Annotated in this window: 14 protein-coding genes; all 14 read left to right on the forward strand. The window is 43.7% G+C overall.

Annotated elements, in window-relative coordinates:
• The first annotated feature begins 677 nt into the window (after positions 1 to 677).
• Complete coding sequence (locus T433_RS14690) at positions 678 to 1,694, forward strand: Fic family protein (RefSeq protein WP_162164172.1); 1,017 nt, start codon at positions 678 to 680, stop codon at positions 1,692 to 1,694.
• A 117-nt stretch (positions 1,695 to 1,811) separates the two neighbouring features.
• Positions 1,812 to 2,120, forward strand: a complete 309-nt coding sequence (locus T433_RS0104990) for a hypothetical protein (RefSeq protein WP_027455074.1) — start codon at positions 1,812 to 1,814, stop codon at positions 2,118 to 2,120.
• Positions 2,121 to 2,127: 7 nt separating this feature from the next.
• Entirely contained in the window at positions 2,128 to 3,327 is a 1,200-nt protein-coding gene (locus tag T433_RS0104995; protein ID WP_027455075.1) for a hypothetical protein, read from the forward strand.
• Positions 3,317 to 3,874 (forward strand): condensin complex protein MksE, encoded by a 558-nt coding sequence (locus tag T433_RS0105000; protein ID WP_027455076.1) that lies wholly within the window; start codon positions 3,317 to 3,319, stop codon positions 3,872 to 3,874. Before T433_RS0104995 ends, T433_RS0105000 begins: the two co-directional genes overlap by 11 nt.
• The gene (locus T433_RS0105005) at positions 3,858 to 7,511 is read left to right on the forward strand and encodes an ATP-binding protein (RefSeq protein WP_027455077.1); all 3,654 of its coding nucleotides are present in this window, start codon (positions 3,858 to 3,860) and stop codon (positions 7,509 to 7,511) included. The genes T433_RS0105000 and T433_RS0105005 overlap by 17 nt, the downstream gene beginning before the upstream one ends.
• Before the next feature lie 2 nt (positions 7,512 to 7,513).
• The gene (locus tag T433_RS0105010; RefSeq protein ID WP_027455078.1) at positions 7,514 to 8,341 is read left to right on the forward strand and encodes a DUF7281 domain-containing protein; all 828 of its coding nucleotides are present in this window, start codon (positions 7,514 to 7,516) and stop codon (positions 8,339 to 8,341) included.
• Positions 8,342 to 8,345: 4 nt separating this feature from the next.
• Complete coding sequence (locus T433_RS0105015; RefSeq protein WP_027455079.1) at positions 8,346 to 8,681, forward strand: GmrSD restriction endonuclease domain-containing protein; 336 nt, start codon at positions 8,346 to 8,348, stop codon at positions 8,679 to 8,681.
• 85 nt (positions 8,682 to 8,766) lie between these two features.
• Positions 8,767 to 9,327, forward strand: coding sequence for a methyltransferase family protein (locus T433_RS14695; RefSeq protein WP_081778375.1), 561 nt, complete (start codon positions 8,767 to 8,769; stop codon positions 9,325 to 9,327).
• 62 nt (positions 9,328 to 9,389) lie between these two features.
• A complete protein-coding gene (gene bcp / locus T433_RS0105025) occupies positions 9,390 to 9,857 on the forward strand; it encodes a thioredoxin-dependent thiol peroxidase (protein WP_027450413.1) in 468 nt (155 codons plus the stop codon).
• 383 nt (positions 9,858 to 10,240) lie between these two features.
• A complete protein-coding gene (locus tag T433_RS0105030) occupies positions 10,241 to 12,997 on the forward strand; it encodes an AAA domain-containing protein (RefSeq protein ID WP_044109257.1) in 2,757 nt (918 codons plus the stop codon).
• A gap of 847 nt (positions 12,998 to 13,844) precedes the next feature.
• Entirely contained in the window at positions 13,845 to 16,952 is a 3,108-nt protein-coding gene (locus tag T433_RS0105040) for a leucine-rich repeat domain-containing protein (RefSeq protein ID WP_162164173.1), read from the forward strand.
• A 5-nt stretch (positions 16,953 to 16,957) separates the two neighbouring features.
• Entirely contained in the window at positions 16,958 to 17,125 is a 168-nt protein-coding gene (locus T433_RS16425; RefSeq protein WP_155808386.1) for a hypothetical protein, read from the forward strand.
• A gap of 991 nt (positions 17,126 to 18,116) precedes the next feature.
• Entirely contained in the window at positions 18,117 to 18,704 is a 588-nt protein-coding gene (locus T433_RS0105050; RefSeq protein ID WP_027455082.1) for a hypothetical protein, read from the forward strand.
• A gap of 60 nt (positions 18,705 to 18,764) precedes the next feature.
• The gene (locus T433_RS0105055; protein ID WP_027455083.1) at positions 18,765 to 18,941 is read left to right on the forward strand and encodes a hypothetical protein; all 177 of its coding nucleotides are present in this window, start codon (positions 18,765 to 18,767) and stop codon (positions 18,939 to 18,941) included.
• The last annotated feature ends 957 nt before the right edge of the window (positions 18,942 to 19,898 follow it).

The following is a 19,898-nucleotide window of genomic DNA, read 5'->3' on the forward strand; positions in this document are numbered from 1 at the left end:
CCCTCAGAGGCACATACCCAGACAGGTCCGCAGAAGGTGATGTGGAAGTCCGCAGGAAGGCTCTCGGGGGCTGTCTGCCCCCTGCCGCTGGGCACCCCCTGAGTGTTTTTCATGGCGTGGGCTTCGCCAAGGCGAGTCAACGAATCCAGTATGAAGTCATATTCTCAGATGAAAAGGTCAACGTTTCCAGTACGAAGTCCACTAACCCGGGAAAAGAGACAACAAAAACAGGAAAGCAGACAACCTAATCAGAGAGATAAGTCAACAAAATCAGTATAATAAACAGTAATTAACAAAACAGTAACAAATCAAGGCTCTGAGGGAGTCAACACTATACAGGGAAAGACATGGCTTAATGCCCTTGGCATCGTTTTACCAAATGTATTCTTCCCCATAATTGTATCTTATTGAGCGCAAAGTTAAATAAAAATGTTTAATATAATAAACATTTTTAAGAATATTTGTGCTTTAACACATGTTTTTGGTTCTTTTGGTCTGAAAACTGCGCTCCGTCTGTCGATATAGTGGAACTTTTGCTGTTTTTGCTTTCATAATTTGTTAAAAGACTAATATTTTTGCCTCTGTGCTCATATTTTTAGCAAACAAATCATTATCTTTGTAACCTATAATGTAATGATGTGTAACATAGAACGAACACAGGTCACAAGAAAAGATACATGACAGATTTACAAAAGAAATATAGTCAGGCAGACGAGAACAACCGAAAACTATCTGCTTATCGTCCACTGCCACCAGAGACACTAAAGTCGCTGCGTGAATACTATCGTGTGGGGCTGACCTATACCAGTAATGCCCTGGAGGGCAACAGCCTGACTGAATCTGAAACCAAAGTGGTTATCGAGGACGGATTGACGATAGAAGGCAAACCACTACGCGACCATTACGAGGCTGTTGGTCATGCGAAAGCCTACGACTACATTTACAATATCACCGAGAAAGAAGGGTTGGCGGAAGAAGATATCCTCTGTCTGCATCGTCTGTTCTATCAGCAGATTGATTCTGAAAAGGCAGGCCACTACCGCAACGTTAAGGTGTATATCAGCGGCAGTCGCTATGCCGTTGCTGCTGTATCGAAAATCCCTGATGAGATGCAGAAACTTGTCAGGTGGTACAACGAAAACGAGAAGAAACTGCATCCTGTGGAACTGGCCGCAACGTTGCACCAGCGTTTCGTGTTTATTCACCCATTCGTTGATGGTAACGGACGTGTGGCCCGACTGTTGATGAATCTAGCTCTGTTGCGTAATGGCTATACTATCGCAATCATTCCAGCTATCCTTCGTCACGAATATATCTATTCGCTCGAAACAGCTCATACCCGCCCAGAGGTGTTCACCGACTTCATTGCCGACCGTGTGGTAGCCACCCAACTCGACCTGCTAAGGCTGATGAGAGACGATGATACTGTAAATGATACTTTAAATGATACTGTAAATGATACTGTAAAACGCACGAATACCTCTCTGTTGTCCAAAACTGAACAAGCGGTACTGGATGCTATTAGTACGCATCCCGATTACTCTTATGAACAACTGGCGGCAACTTGCGGCGTCTCGCGCCCAACCATTGCCCGAACAGTCAAGTCACTACAGATTCATGGACACATACGTCGTGTCGGTTCTGATAAAACAGGTCATTGGGAGGTGATTAACGAAGTTATACGTGAATCTTGAAACCAAAAGTAGGCTTATACCTTCGGAGTGGGTTCGTAGTAGGTTCGTAGATGGAAGAAGAAAGAACGCTCATTGGAGTATGCAAAGTTAAAAAGTAAAACGATAATAGATAAGAGAATGGACTACGATGGCAGATTTATCATGCAGAAGACGGTGGATTGGTCGCTGTTGAATGACGGAATGACCATTCCTGTGTCAGCATGTGCGCCTATTTCCTGTATCACTCGTTCACAGAACAACGACTCCACGAACATTATTATCATCAGTCCCCGCTCGAGCTCCGCTCGCTTGCTACCATCGGGACGCAAGAACTACCATCGTATTATTCATAAGAACAATCCGCACTTCAACCGCAAGAAGTTCCAGTTTGAATTTGCAAATGGAGAGGTGTTGAGGCTTAAGCTTTATGAGCATTTGAAATTTTGATTGCATAATGGAGATACTTTCACATTTCAGAACGATAGAAGAACTCACGAAAACACTCTCGCGTGAACAAGGACTGCTAAGTGAGATGTTTGAGAAGCGAAAACTGATGAAGTTTCCGTTGGGATTGGCTTTGGAACTCGTTGGCGGAAATGAGACACGCCTCAGAAGACTCGTTGATTATGGTGTATTGGTAGAAACAGGGAATACCATAGAGATAGAAAGCGACTACCTGAACTTCTTCGAGGAGGTACTGAATGTCAACGAAGAAATAAGCGTGTTGAGCGTTCAGGAGTGCATCAATACGCTGAAAGAGTACATCGGCTATTTCCTGCAAGAGACCAATACCAACCGAAAAGCAGGATACCAGGACAGTGTGCGGCAGCTGCTGAAAAAGACTGGATTCAGAACGCTGAAGAATGTTGTAGATTTGAAACGCAATATGGACAATGCGTATAAGCAAGAGCCCAACTACATCATCAAGAAAAAGAAACTTCAGAATCTAGACGAGAAAAGCCACAGTATCCGTTCGATGATACGTGAGTGTGAGAAACTGATGGATAACGAACATGCTTTCTTCTTGATGGCCAACGATCCACACATGGCCAAGACATGTAGCGATGTCAAGCATGACTTTGTGGAGGCTTATCATGCTCTTATGGAGATAGACAGGCAGATTATTGTATATATCAACCAGATAGAGCAGCAGAACCAACTCTATAAGAAGATACGTAAGCTCAAATATTTGCAAGACCAGTTACTCATCAAGACAGACACCAATCTGTTACAGGTGTTAGAGGACAGCAACCCTCTTTGGATGGAATCACGACAATACAGCAAAATTCGTCTTTCATTGGAAATATTGAGAGAGAGTGACCAAATAGTAGCAGTTTTGAGACGAATAGCTGAGCGTAACGGCTTGAAGAAAACAGCCAGGACAGAAGCAGAACCGCTGACAGATGAAGATTTGCAAGAACATACTCAAAGACTGAAGGAGGTGGATCCTGCTGAAGTGTGGAATGCGTTCTCGGCTTCAAGTTATAATCTGTTTGATTTCATCTTGAGATACGACTATAAGGCGAAGCTTGATCTAGAAGATCATACAGCGCTCTTCTGCCAGTTGGTCATCCTTCATCCAGACGAATGTAGGATGACCGGGAAATATGCAACTTATCAAGACATCGAATATCCTATCATCTATGCGAAATAACACTCAAAGAATATACGAGCGACTGAGCCGAGGAGAATTCCTCTCGGTTGATAGTACGGACACCTCTATCCGTCATTTATATGAGGATATAGAGGAAAATACAGAAGATTATACAGACTATTTTAAGGAAATTGGTCTGCAACTGGAATCAGGAAATGGCTATTTCTATTTTTCACGAATAGACGAAGGAAAACAGTCTATTGAACAGAAGTTGGATAGCTTTTCCAAGTGGCTCGACTACTTAGACTTTTTGAAGTGTTATAATCAGTCGTTTACAGCAGGTTATCAGTTCCGTAAGAGTCATCTGATAGAGCAGATAAGCCTGGACATTGAACTGAAAGAGAAAGCTGGACATCTGTTTAAGAAATACGGAGTAGGCTCTTATTTGGAGATAGTAAACAAGCTGCTTCAGGAAATGCTGAGTATGGGCTTTGCAGAGTGCATCAGCGAACAGGATGAGACCTATAAAATTACTTCGGCTTTCCGTTATGCCGAGGAATTGGTTAACATGATTCAAATAGCCAACGAAGATGAAGTACCTGAATAAGATCATATTTATCAATAGTGCTAACATACCGTATGCAGAGATTTCTGTAGATGGCAATGTGCATTTTACTGGAACTCAGGGCGTGGGAAAGAGCACCGTATTGAGGGCGTTGTTGTTTTTCTACAATGCAGACAAGCACCGTTTGGGCATTCAGCAGGGACAGAAGTCTTTCGATGAGTTCTATTTCCGTCAATCAAACTCTCATATACTATACGAGGTGATGCGCGACAATGGGGCCTATACTATTTTGGTAAGCAGATACCAAGGTCGTGCATCGTGGCGATTCATCGATGCACCTTATCAGCGCGAATGGCTCGTTGAGGATGATAAACAGGTTTTAAGCGACTGGGTGAAGATACGTGAGCGTATCGACAAAAATGTGGCTGTTTCTGCAAGAATAGATTCGGGCGTGATGTTCAAGGACATCATCTTTGGCAACACCCATGATCATAAATATACCCGTTATGCTTTGGTGCAGAGTGCTCACTATCAGAACATTCCGCGAAGCATACAGAACGTGTTTCTGAATACCAAACTTGATGCCGATTTCGTGAAGAACACTATCATACAATCGATGGCAGACGAGGACTTGCCTATAGACTTGCAAACCTACAGACGACTGGTGACTGATTTTGACCGCGAGTATGACGAGATAGACTGTTGGTTCAAGCAGACACGTGATGGAAACTACCCTGTGCGTCAACAGGCATTGAAGATAGCCGAACAGGGAAGGCGAATTGTGGCACTCGACCAGCAATTATTGGATGTGTGGCGTATGCTGAATCATGCTGTGGCAGAGAGCGAACAGAAGATTCCATTTTTGGAGGCTGAAGCGGCAGAAATGAAAACGAACATCGAAAAAGAGCGCACACATGAAAAGGAGCTCACAACAGAATATGACAAGGATAGAGATGCGTTAAACCAAGAGTTAGGAGGCAAGAAGGGTAAGCTAAAGGAGATAACACAAACCAGAAAGGACTTCGAGGAACTTGGCATTGAGGAGAAACTGGCATTGGCGGCTCGTGAAGAGAGCATCAAGCAGGAAGCTGCCGACAAACAAATGTTGTTGGATGATCTTTTGAAAACCCATGCATCCATAGAAGAAAAGTACAATATTGCCCGAGGGAAGCTGGAGAATGCCCGGCAGGCGTTCGATATTGCACAAAAGGAGGCTTACTATCAGAAGCAAGAGGCGTTGCAAAAAGAACGCAAACGACTGGAAGAGGAGCGCACAAAAAACAGAAATGTTATAATGGACGCCTTCAATAGTTGGCGACATGAGTCTGACGAGCGATTGCAAATGCTGCTGGCAGAGCAAAACAGGGCCGACAATGCCGTGAAGGAGTTGCGTCTGTGGCATCCAAAGGCCGAGGAATTGTCCCAGATAATGGAACAGCTTAAGCAATTAGAGGTGACAGAAAAGGAGAACGCAGCACAGCAGACAGCCGTCAGAAGCCAGATTGCCCAGGTGGCTGCTGCGTATGAGATGAAGGAGACAGAACTGAAACAGGCCTCTCAGCATGAGCAAGAACGCTTAGAGGAAAGCCGCACTCAATGTAAGGAGCAAATCGCCAAGATAGAAGTGTTGCTGTCACATCTCGATGGTTCGTTGTATCAGTGGCTGACCGAAAATGCGGAAGGATGGGAAAAAACCATTGGTAAAGTGGTTGACGAAGAAAGAATACTGTATGCGGGGGGATTGGAACCGCAGTTGGATACAACTGCTTCCGCCAGTCTGTTCGGCATCAAACTGAACTTAAACGACATTGATGCTGTCCATCACACACCAGATGATTATCGTGAAGAGAAAAAACGTCTGGAAGAGCAATTGCAACAGACAAACCGAGAATTTACACAATTACCCACCACTCTTCAGGAAGACATCTCGAAACTTGGGAAGAAATATGCCATTCAGCTCAATCCTCTCCGTCAGCAGGCAACATTGCTAAAAGTGGAGGAAGAACAGATTCCCATGAAGCGGCAGAATCTGCAAAATCAGCAGCATCAGTTAGAGATGGAAGAGCAAGAACTGATAGCACAAGAAAAGGCTATCCGTGAACGATCCTTCAATGAAGCCCTACTGAAAGTTCAAGCAGAAAAAGACGCCCGCGAAACGAAAGAGATCAAGAACAAAAAGGAACTCAAAGACCTTGACACTGCCTTTAACAAGGCGTCAAAAGCCCTTGACGAAGAATTACGACTGTTCAAGGAATCGCAAGCTAAAGAGGCAACTGTCCGTCATCAAGAGTTCGCTGCTCAAAAGGTTCAATTAAACGAACAACAGAAGGCAGAATTGGCTGGTAAGGGCGTGGACGTAACGCTGCTGGAGCAATATCGAAAGGCTCTGGACGCTCTCAATGAACTGCTGAAACAAATAGAAGCAGAACGCTCAACGGTGATTCGGTTCCGCGATGCAGAGCAAAACCTGTTTGCCAAGGAGCCGGAAATCAAGAAGAGTATCAAGGAAATAGAGCAACAGCTCACGATGATGCGCCAGCGCTATGAAGACAAGCGTGCCCGTATTGAGAAGAAACGGCAGGAGATAGAAGAACGTCAAAAATCGATTCTGAAGGAATTGACACACAGACGCGAGGGACTGAACCAATATCACCAGATGGTGGAGAATGAGCATCTGGTCCCTGATTCATTCGTTACGGATGATAAGGTGGTAGAGAGTCATCAGGACTGCCTGCAACTCATCAGCCAACTGAGAGGAACAGTCAATCAGAAGCGTGAGACGATGGAAAAGCTGAAGGATACAGTTGTTAACTTCAACCGCAATTTCAAGCCTCAGAATGCCTTCCATTTCAACACGATGCCTGTGACGGATAATGACTACCTGCAGATTTCCGTTGATTTGCAGGACTTCATGGATAATAACAAGATAGAAGAGTTCCGCTGTCGCACCAGCGAGCATTATAAGGACATCCTGGGACGTATCTCTACGGAGATTGGAGCACTGATGAAACGCCGCTCAGATGTGGACAGTGTGATACTGGATATCAACAGGGATTTCGTAGAGAAGAACTTTGCAGGAGTCATTAAGAGTATCGAACTGAGGGCGAATGATTCGTCAGACAGGCTCATGCAGTTGCTTATCTCCATACATGACTATACGGTGAAAAATGCTCTATCGATTGGCGAACTTAACCTTTTCTCGAGTGACAATCGTGACGAAGTTAACCGCAAGGTAGTGGACTATCTAAAAAATCTCTCCCATCAGTTGCAAGATGAGCAAACCAGACCAACAGTATCACTTGCTGATGCTTTCCGTCTGCAATTCCGTGTGAAAGAAAACGACAACGACACCAATTGGGTAGAACGTATAAATAATGTAGGATCTGATGGTACGGATATTCTGGTTAAGGCAATGGTGAACATCATGCTCATCAATGTATTCAAGAAGAAAGCTGAGCGAAAGAGCGGTAGCTTCATTGTACATTGCATGATGGACGAGATAGGAAGACTGCACCCCAACAACATCAAGGGCATCCTACAGTTTGCTAATTCGCGCAATATCTATCTCATAAATAGTTCACCCACATCTTATAATCCATACGATTACAAATACACCTATTTGCTCAGCAAACATGGGGTAAAAACTAGAGTGGACAAACTTTTGAAACGGACAAAATAATTATGGCTATAAGTGCATCTATAAAAGCATTGATCTCTGGTGAGCAGGTTGCTGGCTCAAAGTTGAACTGTAAGCTACTTGATGAACTGATGGCAGAAGGTTTACTGCTGGTAGCGACTCGTGGTTCTAGAAAAACATATCGTGCCCGTGATACAGAAGCGCTGAAAAGATACCTCATTGACAAAGATGAGAGTTATCGGATACTTGAAGTGACCGTTACAGATTCTCGCGCTTCATTGGCTGTAGAAACAGGGAATTCTAAACTTCTGAATGTTCGTTCTTGCCCAGGATTTCCCGTGAACAGCTATGAACCCATTACATGCTTGCTTCGTGATAATGTATTTGTGGTCAATCCTCCGGATGGCAGTTTTGTGTTCATCGACGACTGGAAGCATTTTTCCGTTCCAGAGGATATCGTTGTAGTTGGAATAGAGAATATGGAGAACTTCCGTATGATTCGTCAGCAGAGAAAGATGTTTGAGTCTTTATTGGGAGGCAAATCACTATTATTTGTCTCACGCTATCCACAATCGACAGATTTACGTAATTGGCTTAAAAGTATTTCGAATAAGTACGTTCACTTTGGCGATTTCGATATGGCAGGAATTAGTATTTACTTGACTGAATTCCAAAAATATCTTGGTGACCGTGCTTCGTTTCTGATACCGTCTGATTTAGAACAGCGATTGTCACAAGGTTCTTCTGTTCGATACAACGCCCAATACGACAAGTTCCACACACTTCATTGTTCAGACAAAAATATACAGTCATTGCTTGAGTTAATCAATAAATATTGTCGTTGTTACGACCAAGAAGGATATATACAATAGTAGTATGAATAATCATCAAAATCATATTGACATTCTTCCTGTTTCTGAGTGTTTGCTACTAAATCTGTCAATACCAGAATATCAAAGGCCATATAAATGGAGCGTGTTGAGTATAGATACTATGCTTTGGGATATAAACAATGCCATTCAACAAAGTTTTGTATTCTCAGATTACAAGTATCGTATCGGTACAATAATCCTTCATAAGTCGGACCAAATACTTGATGTGGTAGATGGTCAGCAACGATTAATTTCGCTAACATTGATATCCAAATATTTGGATGCCGATTTTGACAATGCTATTCTGCAAACAATGGGTGCCACAGGGACAGGTGACTGACATGTTGATGCTGATGGTAGGGCACAAAGGGGTCTGACCTTATTGTGCCCTTCCGTTCGAGAAAACCTAAAAAGAAAAGAGAAATATGAAAGACAGGTCTTTGAACTTTAGAGTGTTTAAGGCGATTTTGGCATTGCCCGTCACTGTAGGTGTTTTGATCCCCGCAATCCTATTGTACCTTTCTGGTTGGCAGTGGGGCGATGGCTGCCTTTGGAGATTGATGGTAGGGGCGATCTGTCTTCTTGCCGGTTTGACGCTGGCAATATGGACTATCAGACTATTCCAGAATAAGGGTAAAGGAACGCTGGCTCCATGGGACGCCACAAGACATCTAATCACTTCCGGCCCCTATGCCTATGTCAGAAATCCTATGATTACTGGAATCATCCTGATTTTAACTGGCGAAGCGTGCTTGCTGGGCTCTTATGCAATCGGCATCTGGACTGTCCTATTTCTTGTTATCAACTTGATTTATTTCCCTTTGTCGGAGGAGCCGGGGCTGCGTGCACGCTTCGGAAAGGAGTATGACACGTATTGCCAGAACGTGCCTCGATACATCCCACGGCTAACACCATGGAAACGGAGGGAATCATTTGGGACAGGAACTTTGATTCACAGCAATGAAGCTCAGTCAGAAATAATGTGAGAAGTTTGGTGTTCTCAATTTTTTGTGTTTTTTTTGCATCATTGAACAAAACGGAAACGATTATGACTATTGGAGACAAGGCGCCCGAGATTCTGGGTAAGGACGAACAGGGACGGGACATCCGTCTGAGTGATTACAAGGGACGTAAACTAGTGCTATACTTCTACCCGAAGGACAATACGAGTGGATGTACAGCAGAGGCTTGCAGCTTGCGCGACTACTACAGCGAACTGCAGGGTAGGGGCTATGAGGTGGTTGGTGTGAGCAAAGACTCGGCTGCTTCGCACGTGAAGTTTAAGGAGAAGTTCCAGTTGCCGTTCCCCTTGATTGCTGACATCAATCATGAATTGCTGGAGGCGATGGGTGCTTGGGGTGAGAAGAATATGTATGGCAAGAAGACGATGGGTACCATACGCACTACTTTTATCATCAACGAGGAAGGCATCATCGAGAAGATATTTGCAGGGAAGCAGGTGAAGACCAAGGAACACGCTGAGCAAATTTTGCAGAATCACGAGACGGTTCTTTGATTCGCTGAAGATGGCTGATGTAAGAGGGCTGATGTTTGATGTATGAAGGCTGAAAGTATTACGGACTTACGAATCTACGGATACACGGAAATAAGAACGGAATAAATGCGTTATACGAAATATGGACAAAGAGAACAAACTGATATTGTACAAGGATGAGGAAGGCAGGGTGAGTGTGAATACTCGCTTATGGAATTGAGCGAAGAGGAAACTCGAAAGAAATTCTTACAAGTTCATCAAGAGGGCAAAAGACAAGTGCGTCGAAACCCGTGAAACGGTTGAAAAATCTTAATGATAACTCGGATTGTGGCGACAGCAGTGGAACTGGCGCATCTTGAATCTATCAATATGATAGAAAATGGAGTTAAAAAGAAGGGGAAATAATGGATTATAAAAAGCCAAACACATTCATCATCATAAAAGGGCAGCCCAAGGCTTTGCAGATAGAGCAGTTTCGGATGGGCGATAATGGTGTGTACGACGTGAAGTTCAAGTCTTCACCTCGTACATATCATTATAGGTATAGTGATGTGGTTTGGTTGAAGGATGCCGTCTGGCATGATCATCTGCATTGTAAGGTTTACATCGGTGGAAGAGAACAACATAATGTTGAAGACATTCGTTCCTTCCAACATGGTGAACAAACGCATTGGCGTATTACATTCAACAATGGTTATGTTCAAGACTACCTTTATGGTAGTATTCATGTGGTAGAATCGTGTCTGGCAGACGACATCGCAAATAATGCTTTTGAATTCCTAAAGCGTATTGCACAGGTTAATGAACTGGGAAAGGATGAAGAGCATGGTGGCATCCTTCCTGCACTTTATGAAAAGATAGATTTCATTGATAAGGAGTTGGCCGCAGCCCCATATCTTAACCCAAATGTATATCATGTCAAGAGGCATCGTGTATCTGACCTGATTTTCCCTTTTGGCTGTAACTCCAGTCAAGAAAAAGCTGTTACCGCTGCCTTTGAGAACCAAATCAGCGTGATTCAAGGGCCTCCAGGAACTGGAAAGACACAGACGATCCTGAATATCATTGCCAACATCTTGGTACAGGGAAAAACGGTGATGGTGGTCTCTAACAATAACTCTGCAACAGCCAATGTGTTGGAGAAATTGCAGAAGTATGGACTGGACTTCATTGTGGCTCCATTAGGAAAAAGGGAAAACAAGGAGGCCTTTGTCAGTAACCAACCTGTTGTGCCAGATGAATTACAGACTTGGAGTTTGTCGATGACAGATTCGTTCCAAGAGAGACGAAGAGTGGCAGACACCTTGAAACAACTGCGGAAAGTATTTGAGTTGCAGGAGAGTTTGGCTTCTGCGAAGCAAGAGCTGAAGGCAATAGAACTGGAGTGGGAGCATTTCAAGCAGGACAATCAGATAGGCGAAGAAACATATTCGCCTAAAAGAACTGCTAAATCCCAGCGCATTATGAATCTATGGCTTCGCTATCAAGCTTATGTTGAGGGCGATATCGTTTCATTCAGCACATTCGGTCAATTTGTGGAACGTATCAAGTGGGCTTGGATGAATTTTACCAGGAAATATCTTCTTGGCGTAAAGTCACCATTAGATAGAAACAATATTCAACCGACCATTTTGGAGCTTCAGGCATTGTACTACATTGTGAGAATTAAGGAATTAAACGACCTTATATACCACCATACAAGTTTGCTCGCCTCATATGACTCAAAGGCATTGACGTCTGCACTAACAGACCATTCAATGGCCGTTCTAAAAAATGCTCTCAATGGCAGATACTGCAAGGAGCAACGCCGGATGTTTAATGACGTGAAAGAGTTGCGCCTTTACGCAGAAGAATTAGTGAATCAATATCCTGTTGTTTTGAGTACAACGTTTTCTGCAAGAACAGCTGTCCCTGATATGGTTTATGACTACCTTATTATGGATGAAGCTTCGCAGGTCTCTATTGAAACTGGTGCTTTGGCTCTTACTTGTGCTAAGAATGCTGTAATTGTGGGTGACACCCTCCAGCTCCCGAATGTGGTTACGGATGAAGACAAGTTGAAATTGGACAGCATATTCAAAGAATACAAGGTGATGGAAGGGTACAACTGTGCTGAGTACAGCTTTCTGCAGTCTGTCTGTGCAGTCATACCAAACGTCAAGCAAACCTTGCTCAGAGAGCACTACCGCTGTCATCCAAAAATCATCAACTTTTGCAATCAGCGTTTCTATGGTGGGAATCTGTTGATTATGACAGAAGACAATGATGAATCCAATGTACTGACAGCTGTGAAAACAGCTCCAGGACATCATACGCGTGGTCACTATAACCAGCGCGAGATAGATGTGGTAAAGGAAGAAATCATGCCAAACTTGCAAGATGAAACGGATATTGGTATCATTACACCTTATAACCAACAGGTGAATGAATTTAACCATCAGATTCCCACTATAGAGGCCGCCACCATTCATAAGTATCAGGGGCGAGAAAAGGACGCCATCATCATGAGTGTTGTGGATGACGAGATAAGCGATTTCGCAGATGATCCCAATTTGTTGAATGTCGCCATATCAAGAGCGAAGAAACACTTCTGCCTGGTCGTTTCTGGTAACGAACAGGAGCGAGCAGGAAACATCACAGATTTGGTAGACTATATCGCCTACAACAATTTCTCCGTAACGGAGAGTAAGATCAGCTCTATTTTCGATTATCTTTATAGTCAATATACAGCTGAGCGTATGGCTTTTCTTGCAGGTCATCGTAATATTTCTGAATATGATTCAGAGAATCTGACATTCTCATTGATTGAGAACATCATTCATGAGTACCCTGAATACGCTCACTTGGGTGTGTTCTGTCACACTCCGCTAAGGACCGTTGTAAGAGATTGGTCGTTACTCAATGATGAAGAGTGTAAATACATCTCTCATTATTCGACTCATCTTGACTTTCTCATAGTAAATCACGTTACAAAAAAGCCAGTGCTTGCGATTGAGACCGATGGGTATAACTTCCATCATGAAGAAACGGACCAACATCGACGTGACGAAATGAAGAACCACATTCTTGATGTATATGGTTTGCCCTTGCTTCGTCTGTCAACGACTGGTAGTGGAGAAAAGGACAAGATGATAAAAGCATTAAAAGATATAACGAGCTAAAATTGTCCGATGAATATTGATATATATTTATTATCCCCGCTGAATCTACTTTCCCACGCAGAATCTACTTTCCGACGCAGAATGCAAAATCTGCAAATATAAGTCGTTGATAATCAGTATAAACGCCTTTGTTTTAAGGTGTCTAAAGTGACTCCGAGGGACGGTAGGGAGACGCAAAACAGGCAAAAATCTACAAATATGACTGCCGTCAAAAAAAGGAAATGCAAACATCTGCAAAATCGTTTTTCCAGTTCTTTGCACGTTCACACTTTTTAACGCAGATTTTTGCACATTATTGCAATCGCTGTGAAGCGAGCAAGGAATGAATCTGTTGTGCTCTTTAGTGATGCTTATTGTCATTTCTAATCATTTTTTTGGTAGGGAATTTATAGAAGGCTTCGTTGTCGAAAAAAAGGTTTAGTTTGGATTATGGATATATAATATGGGAATAAACTAAACCAAACGGGAGTGCTATCAAACTGAATAATTGGCTTCTCTTTTCTTTTGATGGCAATTGTATCTCTATTTATGGTTTTATGCACGTTTTTTGTTTTTAAATTCGTGAAAAATATGAATTTGGAGATAATATTCTATAAAACAGAGTGATTTTAGACGAAAACAGTACAAAGCTAATATTTTTTATTATATTTGCACCAAAATTACTTAGTTTGACATTACAAAAGTGGATTGAAGATAGAGCTATTCATGGTTTTCCTACGTTTTCTGTTGAGGATGTTAGGGCTGCTGACTTGTGCTCTTCAGAACAGATTCTTCAAAATGAACTTTCCAGACTTAGTTCAAACAGGACTCAAAGATAAAATATTTAATTACTAAGAACTATATGAAGATGAGAAGACTACTATTTTTAGTAACAACCATGTTCTTGATGGTGCAGGGTGCAAGTGCTTGGAACGGCTCGGGATCATCCGGAGACCCATACCTTATCGCAAGTCCTGCCGACTGGGAAACGTTCGCCACGAGTACTAACGCCTATAGCGAAACGTTTTTCAAGTTGACTGCCGATATCACTGTGACCACGATGAGAACCAAAACATTCTCGGGCACGTTCGACGGAGGCGGAAACACGCTGACCTTCAATTACACCGCGACAGGTGATAACGCTGCGCCATTTGCATATATCACTGGCGCAACTATCAAGAACCTTAGGGTGGCAGGTACCATAAATACCGGATATAAGTTTGCCGCCGGTATTGTAGCCATCAGCAACGGAGGTTCTATAGAAAACTGCCAAAGCAGCGTTACCATCGACTCCAGTACAAGTGGAGATGGCACTCACGGCGGATTGGTGGCAGACAGTTACACAGGTACGCTCGACATCAGCAACTGTCTTTTCGACGGCAAGCTGTTGGGAAAAAATACCACAAGTTGTGGTGGTATTGTGGGTTGGCACAAGCAAGGTACTCTCAATATTTCTAACACTCTCTTTGCTCCGGCGGAAGTTACAGTTCAAGGAGGCGCCATCTTCGCCCGCAATGGTGCAACAAGTCTTACCAACTGCTATTATATCTCCGACTGGTCTGCTGCTACCGATCAGGGCACCAATGCCAACAGCATGACTGCGGAAGCTTTAGTGGCAGCGCTGAACAACGGCACCAAGAACTGGTGTGTTTATCGTGGCAATGCCATTCCTATTATGGTGAACCTGGTTATCAGCACTAAGGCCCAGTGGGATACGTTTGCCGCAAATGTGGGCAACTACGACGGCAAATATGTGCAACTAAGCGCCAATATCGGAACGGCCAAAATCCCAGTCACTGCAATGAAAAGTGGTGAATTCAAAGGTGTTTTCGATGGCAACGGATATACACTGACTGTCAACCTTACAAATAGCGGAGGAAATGTAGCGCCTTTCTATTATCTCTATGGAGGTACTATCATGAATTTGACAGTGTCAGGAGGTGTAACCACTGCAGGAAGTTTTAACGCAGGATTGGTAGCAAGAACTCATGGCGGAATAAATTATATTCAAAATTGTATTATTCATACCAATGTTGCAGTAAAAGACTATGGCGGAGGTGTTGTGGGACATGCCGACAATGCTTCATCTCTTACGATAAGTGATTGTATCTATGACGGAACAATTACACATACAGGTGACTATGCTGGTGGATTTATTGGCTGGTATAACAATAACCAAACTTTGGATCTCGTCATGACCAATTGCCTGTTCAAGGGAGACTATACTGGAAATGGCCAGTTCCATCCGATAGGCGTTAAAAAATTGGACGGAATCTTTAAAAGTATCAACTGTACGAACTGCTACTATACGAAGAATCCCGCTAACATAGCCGACACTAGAAGAACTTTCACAGACGGCACCAAAGTATGCGAATTGAGCTTGGGTGATAATATCATTGCGACGGGCAGCTCGTGTACTTTCGATGGCAAAACTTACCACTTGGGTACTGTTTCGCTGTCCTATACCCCCTCTAAGTCCACGCTTTTTTATATGATAGATGGTAACGAAATTAGTGGAAATAGCTTTACGATCAGTAAAGATAATCAAGCCTTTGATGCAGGTGCAGTAACCATAACGGCAGGCGACACCTCAATTACCTATCACTATGGGGGAACTAATAACACCATCTTGTATATTGACGTAAATAACGGAAATAGTAACATGGTTACCCATCCTTGGACGTCAGGAGCCAACTATTCGTCCATTACGAGCGTCGTCATTGGGGATGGTGTCACGAGTATTTGCGGCAATGCATTCAAGCAATGCCCGAATCTGACTTCCGCTTCCATCGCCTCTACGGTGACGAGCATTGACAATCAGGCGTTTTCCGAATGTGGAAAGCTGGAAACGGTAACCTTTACTGATGCAGACAATAGTCATCTGACAATCATCCGACCCAACGCCTTTGCCAATTGCGAGAAACTCTCTTCCATCACAATTCCCGAAGGCGTGGGGGAAATCGGTGAATTTGCGTTTGTTTGCTGCTCCGCTTTGGTTTCCGCCACTCTTCCCAGCACGTTGTCAACAATGGGCGTTCATGTGTTCCGCGACTGTACTAGTCTGGCTTCTGTCTTTTGTTTAGCATCGACTCCTCCAACAGGAGGGTCAAACATGTTCAACAGCAATGCCTCCGGTCGCAAAATCTACGTTCCTGCTGGAAGTGTTGGTGACTATAAGACAGCAGCTTACTGGAGCAGTTATGCCAGTGATATTATAGGCATTCAGTTTCTTACACTCAATGAAAGCACGAGCAACTCGACTGCAATCCAAAACGCCAACGGCCAAATGAGCGAAGTTACACTGAGCGGCCGCACCCTCTACAAGGACGGTAAGTGGAACACGCTGTGCCTGCCCTTCAACTTCTCGGCGGAGCAGATAGCAGCGCACAAGGACTTCGCAGGAGCAAAGCTGATGGAGCTGAATACGAACGGCAAGAACGGCTTCGACGCGACGAACGGCACGCTCTACCTGGCATTCAAGGAGGCCACGGCCATCACTGCCGGAGTGCCCTATCTGGTGAAATGGGACGCTGCTGGAGCCGACTTCACCTCGCCCGTGTTCTTCGGCGTGACGATCAATGCTACGGCTACAACCACGGTGAGCAACGCCGACACGGGGCTGGCGGAAGTACAGATGGTAGGCTGCTACTCGCCCGTATCGGTGGATGCCAACGACAAGAGCATCCTGTTCCTAGGCGACAACAATACGCTCTACTACTCGACCGAGAATCGCAACATCCGCTCGTGCCGCGCCTACTTCTCGGTACCGTACCTCAAACAGAATCCCGGCGCCAAGACCCGCGCCTTTGTATTGAACTTTGACGATGAAGAGGCAACAGGCATTCTGGAAATCTCTGCAGATTCAAAAGAAAAAAAGGATGATGCATGGTATTCACTTGCCGGTGTGCGCCTGAGCGGAAAGCCTGCACAGCGCGGAATATATATCAACAATGGAAATAAGGTCGTAATTAAGTGAAAGATATGAAAAAGGATTATATGAAGCCCGCCATGTGCGTGGTAGAACTACAGCATAAGACACACCTGCTGATAGTCAGCGAGACAAGTAGCATCAGCTCCACCGGCCTCGACAGCGGCGAGGAGATTGGCGTAAGCGATCAGGGCGGCGGCAGCAACATTTGGGACAGGTAAATAGTGAAATATGAGCGGAGGTTTGTAAACATTAGTGCCCTCCGCAGGGCAGCGCTGCTGAGCGTAAGCAGGAGAGACACTGCACGCTCAGCGGCGCTATTGCGCGGCCGCAAGGATGCTTTACTTTCCCACGCAAAACCTACTTTCCGACGCAGAAGTTACTATCTGCAAATATAAGTGGCTGATAATCAACGTAAATGCCTTTGTTTTAGGGTAACTAAAGTGACTCTGAGGGACAGTGGGGGGACGCAAAATAGGCAAAAATCTGCAAATATGACTGCCTTCAAAAAAAGAAAATGCAAACATCTGCAAAATCGATTTTCCAGTTCTTTGCACGTTTACACTTTTTAACGCAGATTTTTGCACATTCTTGCAATCGCTGAGAAGCGAGCAGCGAATGAATCTGTTGCGTCCTTTAGTGATGCTCATTGTTATTTCTAACCCTTTTTATAGTAACGCACTTGGTGACCTTTTATTGCTCCATATAAGACGAATACGTTTTTGTCCCTGGGGGACAAATTCGAGTAGTGATTTGTCCCCCGTCAGTCTTCAGTCGTATTCGAGTTTGTCCCTTGTAAAGTAATGCTGGTTTCATAGCCGGAAGATAAAAGGTTTAGTTTAGGTTATGGATATTTAAAATGGGAATAAACTAAACCGTACCTTATCCAATTAAACCGAGCTACCTCTCTCTCTTTTGGACGGCAAATATAATTATATCCTCAGAATCCTTCGTGCGCGTATGCGTGTATAATAATAAGGACTGCCGTTTCTGCCTTCGTGAGTCGATGAAATTAGGTTGCAAAGGTAACTGTTGTTCCTTCATCTACCCAAGGTGATCCATTAGTATGACTCAAAATCTCCACACCATACGGGTTGTATTTAGAGCCATAACCTTGTGCTGATGGTCACAACACCTTGTGAAGCAACATAATTTCTAATCACTCCCGAAAGTAGAGAAATCTACAGTAGGGAAATAAAAAACATCGAGATTATGGCAAATCAAGCAACGACCACCTACAAGGTAACAGGCACACGCAAAGCAGTGAATGACCTGTGGAGCACACTCCAAAAGATGGAGGTGAACAGTAAGAACATCTGGCTTTACCAGTTGGCAGAGCACTATGGCATCGATTATGAGAAGAAGGGTATCAGCGTCAGAGGTCACATCTATTGGGCAGAATTTGAGGCAGACGAAGCCAATGACTACTATTTGCTATCTTTCGACACAGAAAGTGCGTGGGATGCTTGCTCGGAGTTATTCGAGGAAATAAACCATGTGCTTGGTGACCAACTTTCTATATCATACAGAGTTTGCGAATGTGGCTGTGAAGTCTATTATGTGCATGATGAAGGTGACTTCTTCCCCGAAGAGGTGGCAGTCAGTTCCAGCGGTGAACCATTCGAGGATGCTTGTGATGACATCTACACCACCCTCAAAGATGCTATCAATGATTGGTGTGAGAAGATGAACATCGAGCAAGGTGAACGAACTGACGAGGAAATGATGAACTTCATCAATGAGTATGAGTATGACGATGATGACACCTACTTCTACATCCGTCAATTTACCTTTGAATAACTAACCTGCGGTGGTATGCGGTCGTTACTGATGGCATACCATCGCATAATACATACAACTATGTACACAGACGAAGATAACAGCACCGATTTGATTGGAGCGTTTTGTGAACTCCTATTCCCAAGGAAAGGTCACAGCAACGGCATCATCGTTGATGACTATGGTACTGAATGGCTTGTTCAGTTGACCAACGGCAAAGAAGTCCCTGTTTATAAAGACGAAGTTTTCATTGTATAGATTTTTGAGAGTCCATCTGTCGCATTTGACATTTGGGCTCTCTTTCTTTTGGACGGCAAAAACTGTTGTAGTTCCACATGTGGTTTGGAGAGCAATTCTGCAAATGATGATTCGATGATGATTTCAATCACCATCAAATCATCATAAAAATGACTCATTTAAGCCAGCTTTTCTACCAAAGAAGCTGTTCAAGTTACCCTTATAAGCTTATTTTGGGAATATGATGATTTCGTGATGATTCCAATCACCATCAAATCATAAGTTCTAATATCAGGCTTGACGTACAAATCTACCACATTCTTTCGTTGATGTAGTAGATTTGTACAAGAACCTTTATATGTTGAGTGTTTTCGGTGCAATGCTATCAACCATTGAATTTAGATTTTACCCACAATACTCAATAAACCTCTTATAATCCGTTTGGGAAGAAAACCTTCATTTTCATTGTATATTCGTTCTCTTGGAAAGGAAAGGCTTACTTGACCTTCTTCTTCGAGTTCATTCTTTTCCTCTTTCCTTTCCTGCAGGAGTTCTCATGCTGCTGTCTTACAGACCGCGTTGCTGAACATCCTAATTGCTTTTCCCCTGTCTTCTGTTGTAACCTTCCACTGCATTGCCTCGATAGCATGTCAATGGGCATCCTTCGTTTACCATACTTCCTGATGAATATGAATGATATGCTACATCTTCGCTTTGTCCTTCTCCGTCTGATAACCATTACGTGCCACCAATGAGCAGTTGACTGTCGAGCATCCTCCTTATCATATCTGTTACTGAATTGTTCTTATTCCGACTTCTTCATTTATGCCTTTTCCGGGCGAAGCGAGTCACACTTACTTTTTCCGTCGCAAAGTTAGTGCAAGCCGTATTCTGCAAGTACCAGGTGCCTTATTCCTCGGATTTTTTCAAAAACTTTTTGCCGTCTGTGCCAGCCAATAAAAACTTTTCCTGGCCCAA

The sequence above is a fragment of the Xylanibacter brevis ATCC 19188 genome, assembly GCF_000621725.1.
Lineage (GTDB): Bacteria > Bacteroidota > Bacteroidia > Bacteroidales > Bacteroidaceae > Prevotella > Prevotella brevis.